This window comes from Marinifilum flexuosum (genome assembly GCF_003610555.1).
GTDB classification, from domain to species: domain Bacteria; phylum Bacteroidota; class Bacteroidia; order Bacteroidales; family Marinifilaceae; genus Marinifilum; species Marinifilum flexuosum.
This window is the reverse complement of sequence record NZ_RAPQ01000009.1, coordinates 241362-258647: the sequence shown is the minus strand read 5'-3', so window position 1 is coordinate 258647 and position 17286 is coordinate 241362. Positions and strand designations below refer to the sequence as shown.

The 17286-nt window shown below is 34.8% G+C and carries 15 protein-coding genes; 12 read left to right on the top strand and 3 right to left on the bottom strand.

Annotated features, from left to right (window positions below):
* Window positions 1-75: 75 nt before the first annotated feature.
* From BXY64_RS10970 to BXY64_RS10955, 3 genes are all read right to left on the bottom strand, one after another.
* A complete protein-coding gene (locus BXY64_RS10970) occupies window positions 76-1215 on the bottom strand; it encodes an MBL fold metallo-hydrolase (RefSeq protein WP_120240012.1) in 1140 nt (379 codons plus the stop codon).
* A gap of 16 nt (window positions 1216-1231) precedes the next feature.
* The gene (locus BXY64_RS10965; protein WP_120240011.1) at window positions 1232-2140 is read right to left on the bottom strand and encodes a helix-turn-helix domain-containing protein; all 909 of its coding nucleotides are present in this window, start codon (window positions 2138-2140) and stop codon (window positions 1232-1234) included.
* A 274-nt stretch (window positions 2141-2414) separates the two neighbouring features.
* Window positions 2415-2912, bottom strand: a complete 498-nt coding sequence (locus tag BXY64_RS10955; RefSeq protein ID WP_120240009.1) for a nitrogen regulation protein NR(II) — start codon at window positions 2910-2912, stop codon at window positions 2415-2417.
* 472 nt (window positions 2913-3384) lie between these two features.
* Here BXY64_RS10955 and BXY64_RS10950 point away from each other — a divergent pair, with 472 nt between their 5' ends.
* Genes BXY64_RS10950 through BXY64_RS10895 form a run of 12 tightly spaced genes read left to right on the top strand, consistent with a single transcriptional unit; the run spans window position 3385 to window position 17281 of the window.
* Entirely contained in the window at window positions 3385-3747 is a 363-nt protein-coding gene (locus BXY64_RS10950) for a response regulator (RefSeq protein WP_120240513.1), read from the top strand.
* Between the two features lie 7 nt (window positions 3748-3754).
* Window positions 3755-4945, top strand: a complete 1191-nt coding sequence (locus BXY64_RS10945) for a sugar transferase (protein ID WP_120240008.1) — start codon at window positions 3755-3757, stop codon at window positions 4943-4945.
* Window positions 4946-4956: 11 nt separating this feature from the next.
* A complete protein-coding gene (locus BXY64_RS10940; RefSeq protein ID WP_120240007.1) occupies window positions 4957-5700 on the top strand; it encodes a TolC family protein in 744 nt (247 codons plus the stop codon).
* Window positions 5701-5747: 47 nt separating this feature from the next.
* Entirely contained in the window at window positions 5748-7916 is a 2169-nt protein-coding gene (locus BXY64_RS10935) for a GumC family protein (protein WP_211334478.1), read from the top strand.
* A gap of 8 nt (window positions 7917-7924) precedes the next feature.
* Entirely contained in the window at window positions 7925-9469 is a 1545-nt protein-coding gene (locus BXY64_RS10930; protein WP_120240005.1) for an oligosaccharide flippase family protein, read from the top strand.
* 39 nt (window positions 9470-9508) lie between these two features.
* Window positions 9509-10651, top strand: coding sequence for a polysaccharide pyruvyl transferase family protein (locus BXY64_RS10925; protein ID WP_120240004.1), 1143 nt, complete (start codon window positions 9509-9511; stop codon window positions 10649-10651).
* A 15-nt stretch (window positions 10652-10666) separates the two neighbouring features.
* Window positions 10667-12148, top strand: a complete 1482-nt coding sequence (locus tag BXY64_RS10920; protein WP_120240003.1) for an O-antigen ligase family protein — start codon at window positions 10667-10669, stop codon at window positions 12146-12148.
* Window positions 12133-13056: a glycosyltransferase family 2 protein gene (locus BXY64_RS10915; RefSeq protein ID WP_120240002.1), complete on the top strand. Its 924-nt coding sequence runs from the start codon at window positions 12133-12135 to the stop codon at window positions 13054-13056. The genes BXY64_RS10920 and BXY64_RS10915 overlap by 16 nt, the downstream gene beginning before the upstream one ends.
* Before the next feature lie 34 nt (window positions 13057-13090).
* A complete protein-coding gene (locus BXY64_RS10910; RefSeq protein WP_120240001.1) occupies window positions 13091-14296 on the top strand; it encodes a glycosyltransferase in 1206 nt (401 codons plus the stop codon).
* 33 nt (window positions 14297-14329) lie between these two features.
* A complete protein-coding gene (locus BXY64_RS10905) occupies window positions 14330-15481 on the top strand; it encodes a glycosyltransferase family 4 protein (RefSeq protein ID WP_120240000.1) in 1152 nt (383 codons plus the stop codon).
* On the top strand, window positions 15474-16667 hold the full coding sequence (locus BXY64_RS10900) for a glycosyltransferase (protein WP_120239999.1): 1194 nt from the start codon (window positions 15474-15476) through the stop codon (window positions 16665-16667). Before BXY64_RS10905 ends, BXY64_RS10900 begins: the two co-directional genes overlap by 8 nt.
* Window positions 16664-17281 (top strand): acyltransferase, encoded by a 618-nt coding sequence (locus BXY64_RS10895; protein WP_120239998.1) that lies wholly within the window; start codon window positions 16664-16666, stop codon window positions 17279-17281. Before BXY64_RS10900 ends, BXY64_RS10895 begins: the two co-directional genes overlap by 4 nt.
* The last annotated feature ends 5 nt before the right edge of the window (window positions 17282-17286 follow it).

The window sequence follows — 17286 nt, the reverse complement described above, 5'->3', positions numbered from 1 at the left end:
TTGATATAAATCCCATAACAACAAAAGAGGCTGTCCCTAATAGGAACAGCCTCAATCAAATTGTAAAATCAAAGTTTACTTGCCTGTTATTTTTACCCACCACTCGGTAGATTGTGTATGTTCTTGCTGGTTCAAATTAATATTTTCTCCAATTCGAGGAGTTAAAATAGTAGCATCAAGCTCTTTAGCTTTGGCCTTAAATCTTTCCACAGGCTCTGTCCAGGCATGGTTTGCCAAGCGATACGATCCCCAATGAATTGGGATGATTCTTTTTGCTTTTACATCCATACCTGCTTGCACCGATTCTTCAGGCATCATATGTACATCAGCCCAAAGTTTATTGTACTGTCCGCATTCCATTAAGCCAATATCGAAGGGGCCATATTTTTCACCAATCTCTTTAAAATGTTCGCCATATCCGCCATCTCCACTAAAATAGATGCTCTTGTCTTTTCCTTTTAGTACCCATGACCCCCAAAGCGTTGATGATTGGTCGGCCAAGCCTCTACCAGACATGTGGCGAGTAGGAGTAAAGGCAAATTGGATTTCATCGAAAGCACCTTCATCCCACCAATTGAATTCTTGAATTTTGTTTTCATCAACTTTCCAAGACTTAAGATGATTGCCAACTCCAATAGGAACAAGAAATCTATCGGTTTTGTCCTTTAAGTTTACTATGCTGTAATAATCCAAATGATCGTAGTGATCATGAGAGATGAAAACTGCATCAACATGTGGTATGTCGATTAAGTCGATTGGCATCTGATTGTTGTATTTCTTTCTTCCAAAGAAGGAATGTGGGCCGGTTTTCTCGCTAAATACCGGATCCAGCAAAATGGTTTTGCCATTTAGCCTGATTAGGAAAGAAGAGTGTCCCAACCAAATTACTTCGTTTATAGAATCTGCTTTGACTTCTAAATCATCTGAATTTAAATTGACTACCTCAATATTCGATTTTGGATTTACATTGGGATCGGGACTCAACATTTCGCGAAACATCTTAGAAAAAGAGCGCATGCTCATTTCCATTTCAATTTTTTCACGATTAATGAATTTTCCATCCTTATAGTTTGGTAGCAAGGCATAAGCCTTTTTCTGATTGGCGTTGGCTCTTCTCCCAAATTGTGGACTGATATAAATAAATGAAACTCCAATAATACAGGTAACCAACAATAATATTCCTAATCCTATCCCCATCTTTTTCAATCTTCTCATTCTTCTTCGTATCCTTCTAGTTCAAATTGCGGTATTCTACTGGTGATAAACCAGTTTTCGATTTAAAAATTTTACTAAAATATTGTGGGTATTCAAAGCCCAATTCATTGGCTATTTCGCTAATTGAGTTTGTAGTGCTTAGTAATTTTGTTTTGGCTTTCTCTATCAATCTATAATGAATATGTTCCTGAACGCTTTTGCCACTTTCTTTCTTAATTAGATCGCTCAAATAATTTGGTGAGAAATTCAATTGTTCGGCACAATACTTCACGGTTGGAATGCCGAATTGTTCAGCCTTATCGGTGTTAAAGTAATCTTTTAACAAGCTTTCCAGTTGGCTTAAAATGTCTTTATTGTAAGAACTTCTGGTAATAAACTGTCTGCCGTAATACCTGTTGCAATAGTTTAAGAACAATTCCAGACTCGATAGGATTACATCATTGCTAAAATTATCAAGATTGGCACAGTATTCATCTTTAATTCGTCCCAACAGTTCCGAAAGGTTTTTCTTTTCCAGATCGGATAAATGAAGGGCTTCATCCACCTCGTAAGTGAAGAAAGTAAACTCCTGAATCTTTTTTGAAAGAGCACTTTTACGGATTAAATCAGGATGAAAAAACAATCCCCATCCCGAATATTCATCAGGTTCATCAACACCCTCAGTTGTGATTACCTGGTTAGGAGCCATACAGAATAGTGTTCCTTCCTGAAAATCGTATGTTTTTCGCCCATATCTTACATGTCCACAATTGGCACTTTTCAGCATGACAGAATACAAGAAGGAGACAATTTTAATATTACTTCCCAAATGTATTGGTTCAACCTTCGAAAAATCTACTATAGAAATTAATGGGTGCTGTGGTTTTTCAAACCCCATTATATCGTGAAGTTCCGTTATGGTTTTGATATTTATAATATCGCTCATTTCTCAAATATTTTGTCTTAATATAGTTAGATATTTGTAAATAATTCACCATCGATTTGCTAATTCCTATTGATAATTGATGGTGAATTCTACCCACTACAAAATTTGCTAATTATTGTAATTTTAAAGTTACGCATTGCAATGTTTGAAGATTTATACGAATTACTGAGGCTTGTATACAAATTACTGATTGTATATAAGTATGGAAAAATGGATACAAAAAAAAGGAACTCTTTTGGAGTTCCATAGCATTTGTTAAAAACGAATATTGTAATTAGTGTAACAATTCTTGCTTTGCTACCTGCAGAGTTTTTAATTCAGTAATGTCATCGATTATGGCTACAATATAAATTTCATCTCGATATTTAAATAAACGTGTAGAGAGCTGAAGGTGTTTGTCTTCTCTGTTTCCTTCAAAGTCTACAAAAGATTTAATAAGGCTTTCGTTGTACACAGGTCTGTTTTCAACATACGATAGAAGAGCTGATATTCTTATTTCGCAAGTATTACATTTTGAGGTAGAACCACAAGGACTATCTTCTTCGATTTGATATGCACAGCCCAATACTTCACCACATTTACGATAAAGTAGTTCCTGATTTTTCTTATTTGAAAAAATAGTAGTTAATGGATCGTTAAATGCTCTAAGTTTAAGTTCATTGTCTAAAAGCATAACACATGAACTGATATTATTCAAGATGATATTTAAAAAATCACTTGAATTACTTAAAATGCTAAACCTTTCGTTGGTGTGGGTTAAATCATTATTCATATTTCCTACGCTTTAAAGTTCTATCAATAAGTTAAGGGATATACAATTTACGGTATTTTAATGATCATGTCAATAAAATTATTGTATAGTTTTTGGTTTGGCTTGTAGGTTAGTGGTAGAAATGATTATGTTTTTATATGTCGTTGTTTCATGTTTAAGGCATTTAGAGAGGTGAAATCTTGTTGTTTTATTAATTGACTAAAAATTCGACTCAATGGATAGTATTTGTCGATTATTAACTCTTGAATGAATGATTTTTAAATCAAATTTTTTGTGGGATATTTTTGTTTATAATCATTCTTAATATTCTATTGTTCGATAGGAGAATCGTATTCTATGGGCTGAAAAAGAAACAAAATTAGACTGTGTGCGTAAATCGGTACTGATAGTTTACACTTTAAGTGTGAATGCCCAAAGACTATACTATTTGAATCGATTATTGCTCTATTATATGAGCGCATTAAATTTATTTATGAAAAAAATTCTAGTTGTAGACGATAAACCTTCGATGAGCCAGCTAATGGTTCGTTTCTTACAAACCTCGTTCGAGGTAACTACTAAAAATGACGGATTACAGGCTATCTCATGGTTGCAGTCTGGTAATATTCCTGACATTATTTTAACCGATCTTCAGATGCCTAATATGGATGGTATCGAATTAATCAAGCGTATTAAAGAGAGTGGATATTTTAATGATATTCCAATTATTGTTCTTAGTAGTCAGGAGAGTAGTAATGTTCGTGTTGAGTGTTTAAAACTAGGGGCAGAAGACTACATCATGAAGCCTTTTAATCCTGAAGAATTAATGATAAGAATAGAACGTTTGATTAAATAACATTACCATGAATGCTACAAACCGACAAATGAAACTGATGTACATTGGTTCCGACGAGTCTGTTCTGTCCAGTTTTAAGGAGTTGAACGGGAAGGTTAAGCTAATACATCATGCAAATCCATTGCAAGCATCGGAGTGGATTGAAAATAATGAAAGAGTAGATGGCGTAATTAGCGAATTAGATTTGCCAGGAAGAAATGGTTTGGATTTTCATACTGTATTTATTGAGAAGTATGATGAAAAAAGATCCATTCCATATTTGTTGCTTGTTGCCGAGAAAGAACCTGAAATTATAAAGCGTGCAATTGAGCAAAAAATCAGCGATGTTTATGCAAAACCGGTTGAGGCAGAAACGATTTTGAATCGTGTGAATTTTCTCAAGGTGCTACAGGTGCACATGAAGTTTAATAAGATTCAAGAGAATAAAGATGTAAAAGTTTACACAACACCATTCTTTAAAAGGTGTTTTGATATTGTTTTTGCAAGCTTGGCATTAATAGCACTTTCGCCATTGTTGCTTGTGTTTGTTGCTGCTATTCGTTTGGAATCCAGTGGAAAGGTTTATTACATATCTAAAAGAGTAGGTACTGGTTATAGAATATTTAATTTCTTAAAATTACGTTCGATGTATCCTGATGCAGATAAGCGATTAAAGGAGTTGGAGCATTTGAATCAGTATCAATCAGAGGAAACTGAACCAGAGCTTGCAGAGGTTATTGAAGAAAACAGTGTTGCTGAGGGATCGACAATTTTGTTTGGTGATGAAGAAGAGGTGGAAGAGAATACTCACATCCAGCGCCAAAAACAAAAGCAGGATAAAGCTTTTGTAAAATTCGAAAATGACCCAAGGATTACCAAAGTAGGGCATATCATTAGAAAATTAAGTATTGATGAATTGCCACAGTTAATCAATGTGATTCGTGGAGATATGTCGATTGTAGGTAACCGACCTTTGCCATTGTACGAAGCAGAAATGCTAACAACCGACGAATGGACGGATCGATTTAACGGTCCTGCTGGAATTACTGGTTTGTGGCAGGTTGAAGCTCGTGGTAAAACTTCAAAGATGTCACCGGAAGAGAGAAAAGGTCTGGATAATAAATACGTTGAAATTGCTAACAGTAAATATTCTTTCTGGAAGGATATGTGGATCATTCTAAGAACCATTCCTGCAGTATTTCAGAAAGAGAATGTCTAAAATTTATCTTAATGAGAGGATATATTACAAGAATATCATTTTCACTTTTGATTATGAGTTTATCAATTATTAGTAATGCTCAGGTTTCTGAGGTAATTGATAAAGAATTGAACTTGCATAATTTAAAAACTAAGATTATTCCATTAGGTCAATTGCTTGATTCAGCAGTAATACATTCTCCATTACTCAAAATGATAGATGCTGATATTTTAATTCAGGATTTGAAAATAAAATCGGAAAAGAAAGATTGGCTGTCTTACTTTAGTGTTACAGGTTCTGCTAAATATGGGATGTTTGATAATCTTATAATTAATGAATCATTGGGAGATGAATCAACTGGAACTACCAATGCAAAACAACAGAGGTACAGTGTTGGATTGTCTTTAAAAATACCTTTCAGCTCACTTTTTGATAATGTTGATCGTGAGGTGGCTTTAAGTGAGAAAATGAAACTGCAGTATCAGAAGGATAAAGTTGTTTCCGAACTAAGAAAACTGGTAGTTACTCAATATGGGAATTTGCTTAGATCGCATGCCAAATTGATAATTAAAACATCAGAGTTGGAAACAATGAAGATGCAGATGGCAGATACTGAAGTCAATTATGGGAATGGAAAAATTCCATTGGCTGACTATTCAAAACAGAAAAGTCAGTTGTTAAATCTGCGTTTGGAATGTGAGGAAATCAGAATCGAATTTACTGTAGCCATTCACCTGTTGCAAGAATCCATAGGTATTAAATTGAATTTAAATTAGATATTTTGAATATAATATACTTCATACGATTGCTGTTAAAACATTACTTGATTCTAATTTTAGGTCCGGTAATGTTATTTTCTTTGATATTTCATTTAACAAAGGATGAGCCTAAGGTTTATACATCTCGTACCAAAATATACACAGGAATAGCAACAGGTGCCAATTTAACCTCATTGGAAAGTTCAAAGGTGGACAGGCAATCTACGATAACTGCTTTCGATAATCTTATCAATGTCATCAACTCAAGGGGAACTGCAGAAGAAGTTGGTCTTCGTTTGTTTGTGCATCACATGCTTCTTGAAAAACCAACAAAGGAAATTATATCCAGAGAATCGTATTCGAATCTTAAACGAATTGTACCTGATGAAGTGTCTCAATTGGTGGTTGAAGGAAATTATGAAGAAACCTACAAGAATTTCTTAAGCTATAAGAATAAAGATTTTGAGAATTTTATTTACGAATTATCTTATTTGAATCATCCGGTTTATAGCTTTGAAAAAATTCTTTCGAAACTAAAGGTGAGACGCCTTTACTCGAGTGACATGATTGAGATCACCTACAAATCCAATGATCCTGGAATTTGTAAACAAACATTACAGATTTTTAATGAAGTTTTTGTCGAAAAATACTCTGCCATCAAGCTAGTTCAATCGGATGCAATCTTAAAATATTTTCAAAATCAACTAGATGATGCACAAGTTAAGTTAGATAAGTCAGAAGATCAATTGCTGAAATTTAATAAACAGAATAATATTATCAACTACTACGAGCAATCAGAACATATTACTATTCAGAAAGAGCGATTTTCTGCCTATTATAATGAGTTGAAAATGGAGTTGAAGGCTTCAGAGGCTGTTTTGAAAGTACTGGAAGACAAATTAACAGTGCAACAAAAGAAAGAGTTGAATAATGCTGAAATTATCAAACTTCGTAATCAAATAGCTGAGCTTAATATCGAAATTTCAGTAAAGGATTATCAGGCGGAGTTCGACACCATAACGGATACGCACTATCAGGATGAAATTGCTGTAATGAGAGCAAAGTCGTTTGAGCTTCAGGAAAAATTAAGAAATTCAATCAATCAAGCATACTTTATCGATAATTCAGTTGGTGGAATTAATTCCACATCAGTTCTTGATCAATGGTTGGTTAATGTGGTTGCTTATGAATCGACTCGTGCAAAAATGTTGGTGGGCGATGAAAAAAACAAGGAATTTGAAAGATTGGTGAAGGAATATGCTCCCAAAGGAGCAACAATGAAGAGGTTAGAGCGAAAAATTGATATTGCTGAGAAAGAGTACCTTTCCATTTTGCATAGTTTGAACGTTGCGAAATTGAAACAACAAAATTTGGAGTTGAACACCAACTTAAAGGTTTCTGAAGAACCAAACTTTCCATTGAAATCAGAACCGAGCAAACGTAAAATACTATTGTTGATAGGTATGGTGATTGGATTTATCATTCCTGCTTTTGTGATAATAGCTCTTGATTTCTTAAATCCAAATATTCGCAATGTTGCCAATGCACAGAAGTTAACCAAGCTTAGTGTAATTTCTACTTTTCCTAATATGCTTAAGAAAGCCCGTAGACGTGATTATGCGGAATTAAAGCGATTGTCAGTAAACAAACTTTTTCAGGGAATTTTTAATCTGGTAAACGGTATTGAAAGTAAAGGGCCAATAAAAGCAATTATTTATAGTACTCAAGATGGTGAAGGGAAGACCTGTTTAGGTAATTTTTTATTGGAACACATGAAAACTAAAGGGTTCAAGTGTTTGTTGATAAATCATAAGGAAAATAACGAAGATTCTGAGATAGAACAGCTTATTTTTGATGCAGATGGTGAAACTTTAAAATGTACTTCGGTTAGTAATCTTGTAAAAAATAAAAATGTGGAATTGTCTACATATGATCTTGTATTGGTTGAAATTCCATCAATAAATTTAAATAACTATCCAGTAAAATTATTCTCGGACGCAGACCTTGCATTGCTTACCGTTAGAGCTAATCGCAGTTGGAGTAGTGCCGATAAAAATGCATTGGTAAAATTAGAAAAACAGACACAGCACTTAAAACAAGGAGTAATTCTGAATGGAGTAGAGTTGGATGAGATGGAGAAAATGATAGGTGAAATTCCAGGAGAAAGATCTTTAATTAGAAGGTTCATAAAGAAAGTGATCTCTTTTCAGATTTATTCAAAAAAATTAAAATAATTAAGGCTATGCAGGTAAATCAGTTAAAAGCAGGAGCGCTACTTTCCTATGGAATACTTGGTTTGAGTAATCTGGTTGCATTGTTCTATACTCCATACATGTTGCGCATGATGGGGCAGAGCGAGTATGGTTTGTATGCAATTGTGGCTTCAATAATGGCTTATTTAACTGTGCTGGATTTTGGATTGGGAAATACCATTGTAAGATATACTGCCAAATTTAGAGCTGAAGGAAAACTCAAGGAATTAAATTCCATGTATGGAATGTTTGTTTTGGTTTATTCGGCAATTGGGCTAATAGCTGTAGCATTAGGTATTGCCCTTTATTTTAATGTCGATTTTTTTTATGGAGATAGCCTAACTTCGGAAGAGTTATACAAGGTTGAAGTGATGATTTTGTTGATGACCTTTAATTTAGGAATTACTTTTCCGTTAACCATTTTTAATTCAATTATTACTGCATACGAAAAGTTTGTTTTTCAACGAGTTTTACGAATAGGATACATTGTTTTTAACACATCAATAATGATATTGTTATTGATGATGGGCTATAGAGCAATTGGTATGGTTGCTTTGATGACTGTATTAAATGTAATTATCCAGGTTTCCAATTTCTGCTACTGTAGATATGGAATTAAAATTAAAGTACGCTTTAAAGGCTTTCAAAAAGATTTGTTTAAAGAAATTGCCGGGTATTCATTTTTTATTTTCCTGGGTGTAATTGTAGATCGCTTGTATTGGAGCTCAGGACAATTGATTTTGGGAGCCAAAGTAGGTACGGCGGCAGTTGCAGTTTTCGCTGTAGCCATTCAATTACAGCAAATGTATCGTAACTTCTCAACAGCTATTCCTGGAGTATTTTTGCCTAAGGTAACAGCTATGGCTACCAAGCAATCATCCGAAAAGGAAATATCCGATTTGTTCATTCGTACTGGTCGCATTCAGTTTATAATATTGTCCTTAATTCTGTGTGGATTTGTTTTATTTGGTCAGCAGTTTGTGATTATTTGGGCCGGTGCCGATTATGCTCAAACCTATATTATTGCACTTCTTCTAATTGTTCCGTTAACTGTTCCTTTAATCCAAAATATTGGAATTACCATTCTATTGGCACGCAACAAAGTAAAATTTCGATCACTTTTTTATTTGGGATTAGCTTCGTTTAGTGTGGTGTTACAATTGATTCTTGTTGACAAGTTCCAAGGAATTGGTAGTGCTGTTGCAATTGCTATTGGAATGATATTAGGTCAATGGATTGGGATGAATATCTACTACTATAAAAAAGAGAAAATTGATATCCCACGTTTTTGGAAAGAAATTGGTAGAATGGCTCTCGTTCCCTTTATTCTTAGTCTGCTAGTCTTTGTAATATTAAGATGGGTTGAGTTAGATTCATTGCTAAAACTTGCAGTTGGAATAGTTTGTTTTGTAGCTGTTTATCTGCCTGTTTTTTGGAAAATGTCGATGAATGAATACGAAAGGAATTTGATTTATAGTCCAGTACAAAAAGTGTTGGCAAAACTTAAAGGTAAAATGCCTGCTAAATTGGTTTAGACTTATAAGTAGTTAAGAATTTAATTAATCAATAATAACATGAAGATAGGAATCGTAACATTACCATTTAATTCCAATTATGGAGGTATTTTGCAAGCCTACGCAATGCAATCTGTCTTGAAGAAAATGGGACACAAGGTGCTAACGGTAAATAGAACCTCGAAAGGAGAGTCCTGGATGTTTAAAACCCTATCATTCGGAAAGAGATTTGTGCAAAGATATTGTTTTGGGAAGAAAGTTGTTGTGAGAACTTGGCCTACAAAGAAGGAGGCTACCCTCATTGCGCAACATACCCGTAAATTTATTGATGAGCATATTGAATTAACCAATTACTTAAATTCAGAGAAGGATTTTAAGACTTTGCAAGAGCAAAAGTTTGATGCATGGGTAGTTGGAAGTGATCAGGTGTGGAGACCAAAGTATTCTCCGGACATAGCAAATCATTATTTAGGTTTTTTACCCCAAAATGAAGGTTCCAAGAAAATCTCTTATGCTGCCTCATTTGGTGTTGATTCTTGGGAATATTCGAATAAAGAAACAGCAGCCTGTAAAAAATTAATTGAACAATTTGATGCTGTTGGGGTTCGTGAGTTATCTGGCATCGATTTGTGCGAAAAGTACTTCAATATCAAAGCCGATCAATTTTTGGATCCAACCATGTTGGTTGAGAAAGAGGAATATATACAATTGGTTGAAAACGATAATTTACCAATGCATAATAAAAAGCTTCTTACCTATATTCTTGATAGAAACCCAAGGGTTCTTAAGATGGTTGAAATGGTTGAAAAACAATTGGGATTTGAGTCTTTTTCTACCATGCCAAAGAATTTGTTTAGAAATGTCGGAAAAAAAGAACTGGATCAATGTATATGTCCAAAAGTAACAGAATGGATAAAAGGCTTTATGGATGCTGAGTTTGTTATCACAGATTCGTTTCATGGTACTGTATTTTGTGTCATTTTCAATAAACCATTCTTTGCCTTGGGAAACAAGAAAAGAGGAATGTCACGTTTTACCACATTGCTTAAGATTTTTGGTTTGGAGGATCGATTGATTACTGAGATTGATGATTCGATAGAGCTAAAGCTACAGGAAAAAATTGACTTTGGTAGAGTTAATAAAATACTCGATACAGAAAAGAAAAGATCGATTGCTTATTTAAGATCTTCTTTAAATTCTTAATGAGATAAATAGTCTATGAGTAAAACAATGAAATATCACCCATTTATGGAGGAAAAAGGGGCTAGTTTATTAGCTAAGCCGATTCCTTTTTTCTTGATGATAATTTCATTATTAGGAATGGGATATTTGGCAAGTGGGGGTATAGTGAACGGAGTTGGCATAATTGTAATGCCACTGGTTTTAACTTATATCTATTTCATCTGCTTAAATCCCAAAATAGCACTTATTGGGATGTTTATTCTCAATTATTTCATTCTTGGATTTGCTCGTTACGTAAAAGGAATTCCTTATGGAATGATAATTGATTTTCATTTGTTTCTTGCTTTACTTGTCCTCTTTTTTCAATCCTTTTTCAAGGATGTTCATTGGGAAAAAGCAAAGAACCCATTGTTTACTTTAGCCATTATTTGGTTTGGTTGGATTGTTTTTCAATTATTTAATCCAATGGCAACGGCTCGTCCACTTTGGTTTCAATCCATGCGTGGAATAGGTCTTTATATGTTTTTAATTATTCCACTGGTTTTTATCTTATTTGATAAAATTAAAGACTTGGATCGTTTTTTTAAGATTTGGGCAGTGTTGGCCATTTTTGCCTCGATTAAAGGAATAGTACAAAAGAACATTGGTCTGGATCCTTGGGAACAAGCGTGGTTAAATGGACCGGGAAGTGATACCCATCTTTTATTTGGCAAGTTGCGGGTATTCTCCTTTTTTACAGATGCAGGTCAGTTTGGAGGCTCGCAAGGACATGCTGGTGTTATCTTTTCAATTTTGGCATTAAATGAAAAGAAATCAAAGAAAACCAGATTGTTGTATGCTGTAGCAGGAGGTTTGGCTTTGTTTGGTATGATGATTTCCGGAACCAGAGGTGCAATTGCGGTACCAATTATGGGATTCGGCCTGTATACTGTTTTGCGGAAAAATGTAAAGGTGATGGTAGCAGGTGCTATCCTTGGAATTTCGGTTTTGGTGTTTTTTAAGTACACCACAATTGGGAATGGAAATTATACCATAAACCGCATGCGAACGGCTTTTAATCCGGAAGATAAATCATTGCAGGTTCGTTTAGAAAATCAGCGTAAATTAAAGAATTATATGGCTTCTCGTCCTATTGGTACAGGACTAGGGTCCACAACTGGCGCAGCAAAAAAATATGCTCCGGGATCATTGGCAGCTCAAGTTCCAACCGATAGCTGGTACGTTATGATATGGGTGGAACAAGGAATTGTAGGTTTGTTTTTGCACCTGTTTATTCTCTTGTTTATTGTCCTGAAAAGTTCATATGTCATTTTCTTTAGGTTGAAAGACCCTTGGGTCAAGGCACAGATGAGTGCATTGGTTGCAGGAATTTGGGGAATTATGGTTGCCTCGTATGGAAATGCAGTGTTGGGACAATTGCCAACAGGACCACTTGTGTATGCATCAATGGCTTTTTTATTTATGTCAGAAAAATTCGATAAGGAAGTAGAAAATTCATCTGAATGTCAACAATTATGAAAGAATATCCAAAAGTTTCTATAATCACCGTAAATTATAATCAGGCACAAGTTACCTGTGACTTTTTACAAAGCCTAAAGGAGGTGACTTATCCTAATTATGAAGTAATTGTTGTGGATAATGCTTCACCTACTGAGGATCCTGCACCTATTGTGAATAATTATCCAGAGATTATTTTTATCAAATCGGAGAAAAACCTTGGTTTTGCAGGAGGTAACAATTTAGGAGTTAGAAAATCAACAGGAGAGTATTTGTTGTTTATTAATAATGATACAGAAGTAGAACCTGACTTTCTAGAACCTATGATTGAGAAATTTCAGGAAGATAAAAGTATTGGGATGATGAGCCCCAAAATTCGATTTCACCATACGCCAGATACCATTCAATATGCAGGTTATACTCCTATGAATCCATTTACCATGCGTCAGCATTTAATTGGTTTTAGAAAAGTGGACAATGGACAGTTTGATGATCCGGGATTTACCTATAGTATTCACGGTGCTGCGATGATAGTACCTAGAAAAGTGATTGAGGAAGTTGGCATGATGACAGAAGTGTTTTTTCTTTATTATGAGGAACATGATTGGTGTGCCAGGGTAAAAAAAGCAGGTTATAAAGTTTACTATCAGCCAAAATCATTGGTATTTCATAAGGAATCGATATCTACAGGAAAAGAAAGTCCTTTAAAGATTTACTATATCTCAAGAAATAGAATTGTTTATGCACGAAGAAATTCAAAAGGATGGATTTTACTTTTCAATTTAATCTATCTGACTTTAATTACTGTTCCCAAGAATACTTTAAAGTATCTACTTGCCACTCGATTTGATTTGTTAAGGTCATTTTACAAAGCCATGTTTTGGAATGTCTATCATTATAAAGGAATACATGATAATCCAGCGTTATAATGATTTGAACTACTAATTTAAAATTATTACTCATATGACTATACTTACTGATATTATACACATCATTGAATACATTCTTTTAATCTATTTTGGATTTGGAGCAATCTATATTCTAATTTTTGTTCTAGCTTCATTGATAAAGTACAAACCAAATAGGAAAAAAGATATCAGGCAAAGAAAAACAGCAGTTTTGATTCCTGGATATAAAGAAGATGCTGTGATTGTAGATGTAGCAAAACAGGCTTTGCTTCAATCTTATAAACAGGAACAATTCGATGTTGTGGTGATTGCCGATTCTTTTCAATCAGAAACTTTACAGAAACTGAATAATTTACCAATAAAAGTAATTGAGGTTAGTTTTGAAAAAAGTACAAAATCAAAGGCTTTAAATAAAGCTATGGAAGTATTGGGTGACAATTATGAAATTGCTTGCATTTTAGATGCAGATAATATCATGGCAGAAGATGTTTTGGAAAGAATCAATGAGGCTTTCGAAAATGGATACAAAGTAGTGCAAGGTCATAGAGTTGCCAAAAATTTAAATACTTCCTTTGCCATATTAGATGCAGTTAGTGAAGAGCTAAATAACAATATTTTCCGCAATGGACATCGTGTACTTGGCTTGTCATCAGCTTTAATCGGATCGGGAATGGCTTTCGATTATGCTTTTTTTAAGAGTACTATGAAGCAGGTAAATGCTGTTGGAGGTTTTGATAAAGAATTAGAGTTGCGTTTGCTGAAAGACAAGCAGAAAATAGAGTACTTGCCAGATGCAATTGTGTATGATGAGAAAATCCAGAAATCAGATGCTTTTGCCAACCAAAGAAAGAGATGGCTTTCTGCACAGTTCATTTATTTTCGCAGATATGTACTATCAGGTTTATTCCATTTAATTTTTAAAGGAAATGTTGACTTTTTCGATAAAGTTTACCAAATGATTTCTCCACCACGCATTCTACTTTTGGGCTTGGTAGGAATCATGACAGTTGCATATTGGATGATTGAATTGCTTGTTCCAAATGCTGTTCAGCTTGCTGTAACTCCATTATACTGGACGATTGTTTGTGGAATTACCATTGCTGCATTCGCTTTTGGTATACCACGTAAATTCTACAATAAAGAAACTCTACTGGCTATTCTTTCCTTGCCTAAGGCTTTTCTTATCATGTTTGCTTCTCTTTTCAAGTTAAAAGGAGCGAACAAAAAGTTTATACATACCCAACATGGGCAACAAGTTTAATGATTAAAAACTGACTACTAACATAAATTGCGTATGAAAATTGCGATAGAAGGACAAAGATTGTTTCGAACCAAAAAGCACGGTATGGATATGGTGGCTTTGGAGTTGATTCGAAATCTACAGAAAATAGATAAGAAAAATGAATACATCGTATTTGTAAAACCCGATGAGGACAAATGCCTACAGGATACAGAAAACTTTAAGATTGTAGAGTTAAAAGGAGGACCTTATCCGGTTTGGGAGCAATGGGCTTTGCCGAGGGCTGTAGAAAAATATGGTTGTGATGTGTTGCACTGTACAAGTAACACAGCGCCTATCTTTGGCAAAACACCTTTGGTAGTTATATTGCATGATATCATTTACCTTGAGAGTATCAGTATCCTAAAAAAAGCAGGAAGTTGGTATCAAAAGTTTGGAAACATGTATCGTAGGTGGGTTGTACCTCATGTTGTAAAAAGAAGCAAAAAAGTAGTTACGGTATCCAATTATGAGAAAGAAAGGATTGGGAAATTCTTCGGTTTTGGTAAGGAAAAATTAACTGCGATATACAATGGAGTAGGAGAGCATTTTAAGAAAGTTACCGATGAGGCATATCTAAAATCCATAAAGGAGAAATACAATTTGCCTGATGATTTTTTCTTCTTTCTTGGCAACACTGATCCTAAGAAGAATACAAAGGGCGTTTTGCAGGCTTTTGCTGATTTTAATACTCAATCATCAAAAACTTACAAGTTGGTAATGTTGGATTACGACAAGGCAGAATTAAAACGCTTGCTTGACGAAATTGGTCATCCAGAGCAGTTTGAAAATATATTTTTAACAGGATATGTTCCCAACATAGAAATGCCAGCAATTATAAATCAATGTAAATTGTTTTTGTATCCATCCTTGCGTGAAAGTTTTGGAATTCCAATTTTGGAAGGAATGGCTTGTGGAGTTCCTGTTATTACATCAAATACATCGTCGATGCCGGAAGTGGCAGGAGATGCGGCTTGTATTGTAGATCCTCATAACCCAGAGGAGATCACACAAGCCATGCAACGAATTCTTATTGACGATGATTATCGCAATGAGCTTTGCAGAAAAGGTATGGAACGAGCGAGTCATTTTTCTTGGAAGCGTATGGCTGAAGAAAATCTTAAGTTGTATAAGGAATTAACCTTAAAAGAGGAAGCTTATGCTTAAAGGAGAAACCATTGTTTGTATTTCCAATACTACTTGGTATGGCGAGTATACTAAATCTACCGTGCAATTGATGAGTCTTTTAGCTAAGGATAACAATGTGCTTTTTGTAGAGTATCCGTTTACCTGGAAAGATATTGTAAATACTTGGCGTAAAAAGCAGAAGGCTCCGATAATGAGAATGCTGGGTTTGAAACCAACATGTGAACAGATATCTACCAATGGCAATGAAAATGTATACCATTTGGTTTCGCCGCCGGTTTTGCCTGTTGACTTTATAAAAATTGATAGTCTTTTCAAGATTCTGTTTGGGTTTAATACCTTCCTCTATCGCAAAAGATTAAAGAGAAAATTGAAGAATCTGGGTTTAAAGGATCCAATTGTTGTAACTGCCTATAATCCGTTTTACGGATTATCTATGGTGGGTAAACTTGATGAGAAGCTTAATGTTTACTACTGTTATGATGGAATGGGTACTCGCCGTCATGGGAAAAGAATTTTCCCAATGGATCGCAAGTTTTCTACTGTTGTTGACGGAATTGTTGTTACATCGGATTATTTAAAAGAAGATAAAAAGGAATTTAACTCCAATAGTTTTGTGGTTAAAAATGGAGTGGATTTTTCTCTTTTCAATCAATTTGCCAAACAAGTAGTATCCAATGATAAGGAACGCAAAGTTGTTGGATATATTGGAAGTATGGATCATCGATTTGATATTGATACGGTGGAATATGCAGTTCGGAATCTAAAGGATTTTGATTTTGAATTTACTGGAAATCTGAGAAATCAAGAGATAAAGGAGAGATTGGAAAAATATCAGAATGTAAAGTTTTTTCCTGCAGTTCAACCAGATGAAGTTCCAGCATTACTGGCAAAATCGGATGTGGGAATTATTCCATACTTGATGAATGATATCAACAAAAATATTTACCCTTTGAAGATCAATGAATATCTATCAGTGGGAGTGCCAGTTGTGATGAATGCATTTGCTCATTTACCAGAGTTTGAGGCGCAAGTCTCTGTTGCAAAAAATAAGGAAGACTTTGTGAAGTGTTTGCTATCGGAGATTAATAATGATAGCGATGAACGTATTCAAAATCGCATACAGATGGCCTCTCAAAACTCTTGGGAAGCAAAGGCTGTTGAATTTGCTGATGTTGTAGAAACTTTGATGAATAAGAAGCTATGATTGAAAAGATAAAAAGTAATCCCAGGCTCAAAGCATTTGTTCTTTGGAGCATTGCTCCCAAACGAAATCCAAAACCTAGGTTGTGGGTGAAATGGTTTGTAAATCCTTTCATTCACAAAAAAGGAAAGGGATCTACAATCAGAAGGCGTAGCCGAATTGACGTGTTTCCATGGAATAGATTTGAAATTGGCAAATTAACTACCATTGAAGACTTTTGCACCGTAAACAACGGTTCTGGACCTGTACTGTTGGGTGATCGAGTTAGAGTTGGAATAGGTTCGGTTATTATTGGTCCGGTTAGAATGGGAAGCGGATCGGGCTTAGGCCAGCATGTTTTCGTGGCAGGATTTAATCATGGATATAGCGATGGAGGTAGAAACTCTAGTCAACAGCCTTTAGACATTAAGCCAACTATTATTGAAGAAGAAGCACATATAGGTGCAAACTCGGTTGTTGTTGCTGGTGTAACCATTGGTAAAAGAAGCCAGGTTGGGGCAGGCAGTGTGGTAACAAAAGATATTCCGCCATTTTGTGTTGCTGTTGGCAATCCCGCGAAGGTTGTGAAACGATTCAACCATGAGAAAGAAATTTGGGAAAGAGTTAGCGAAAATTAAAGACT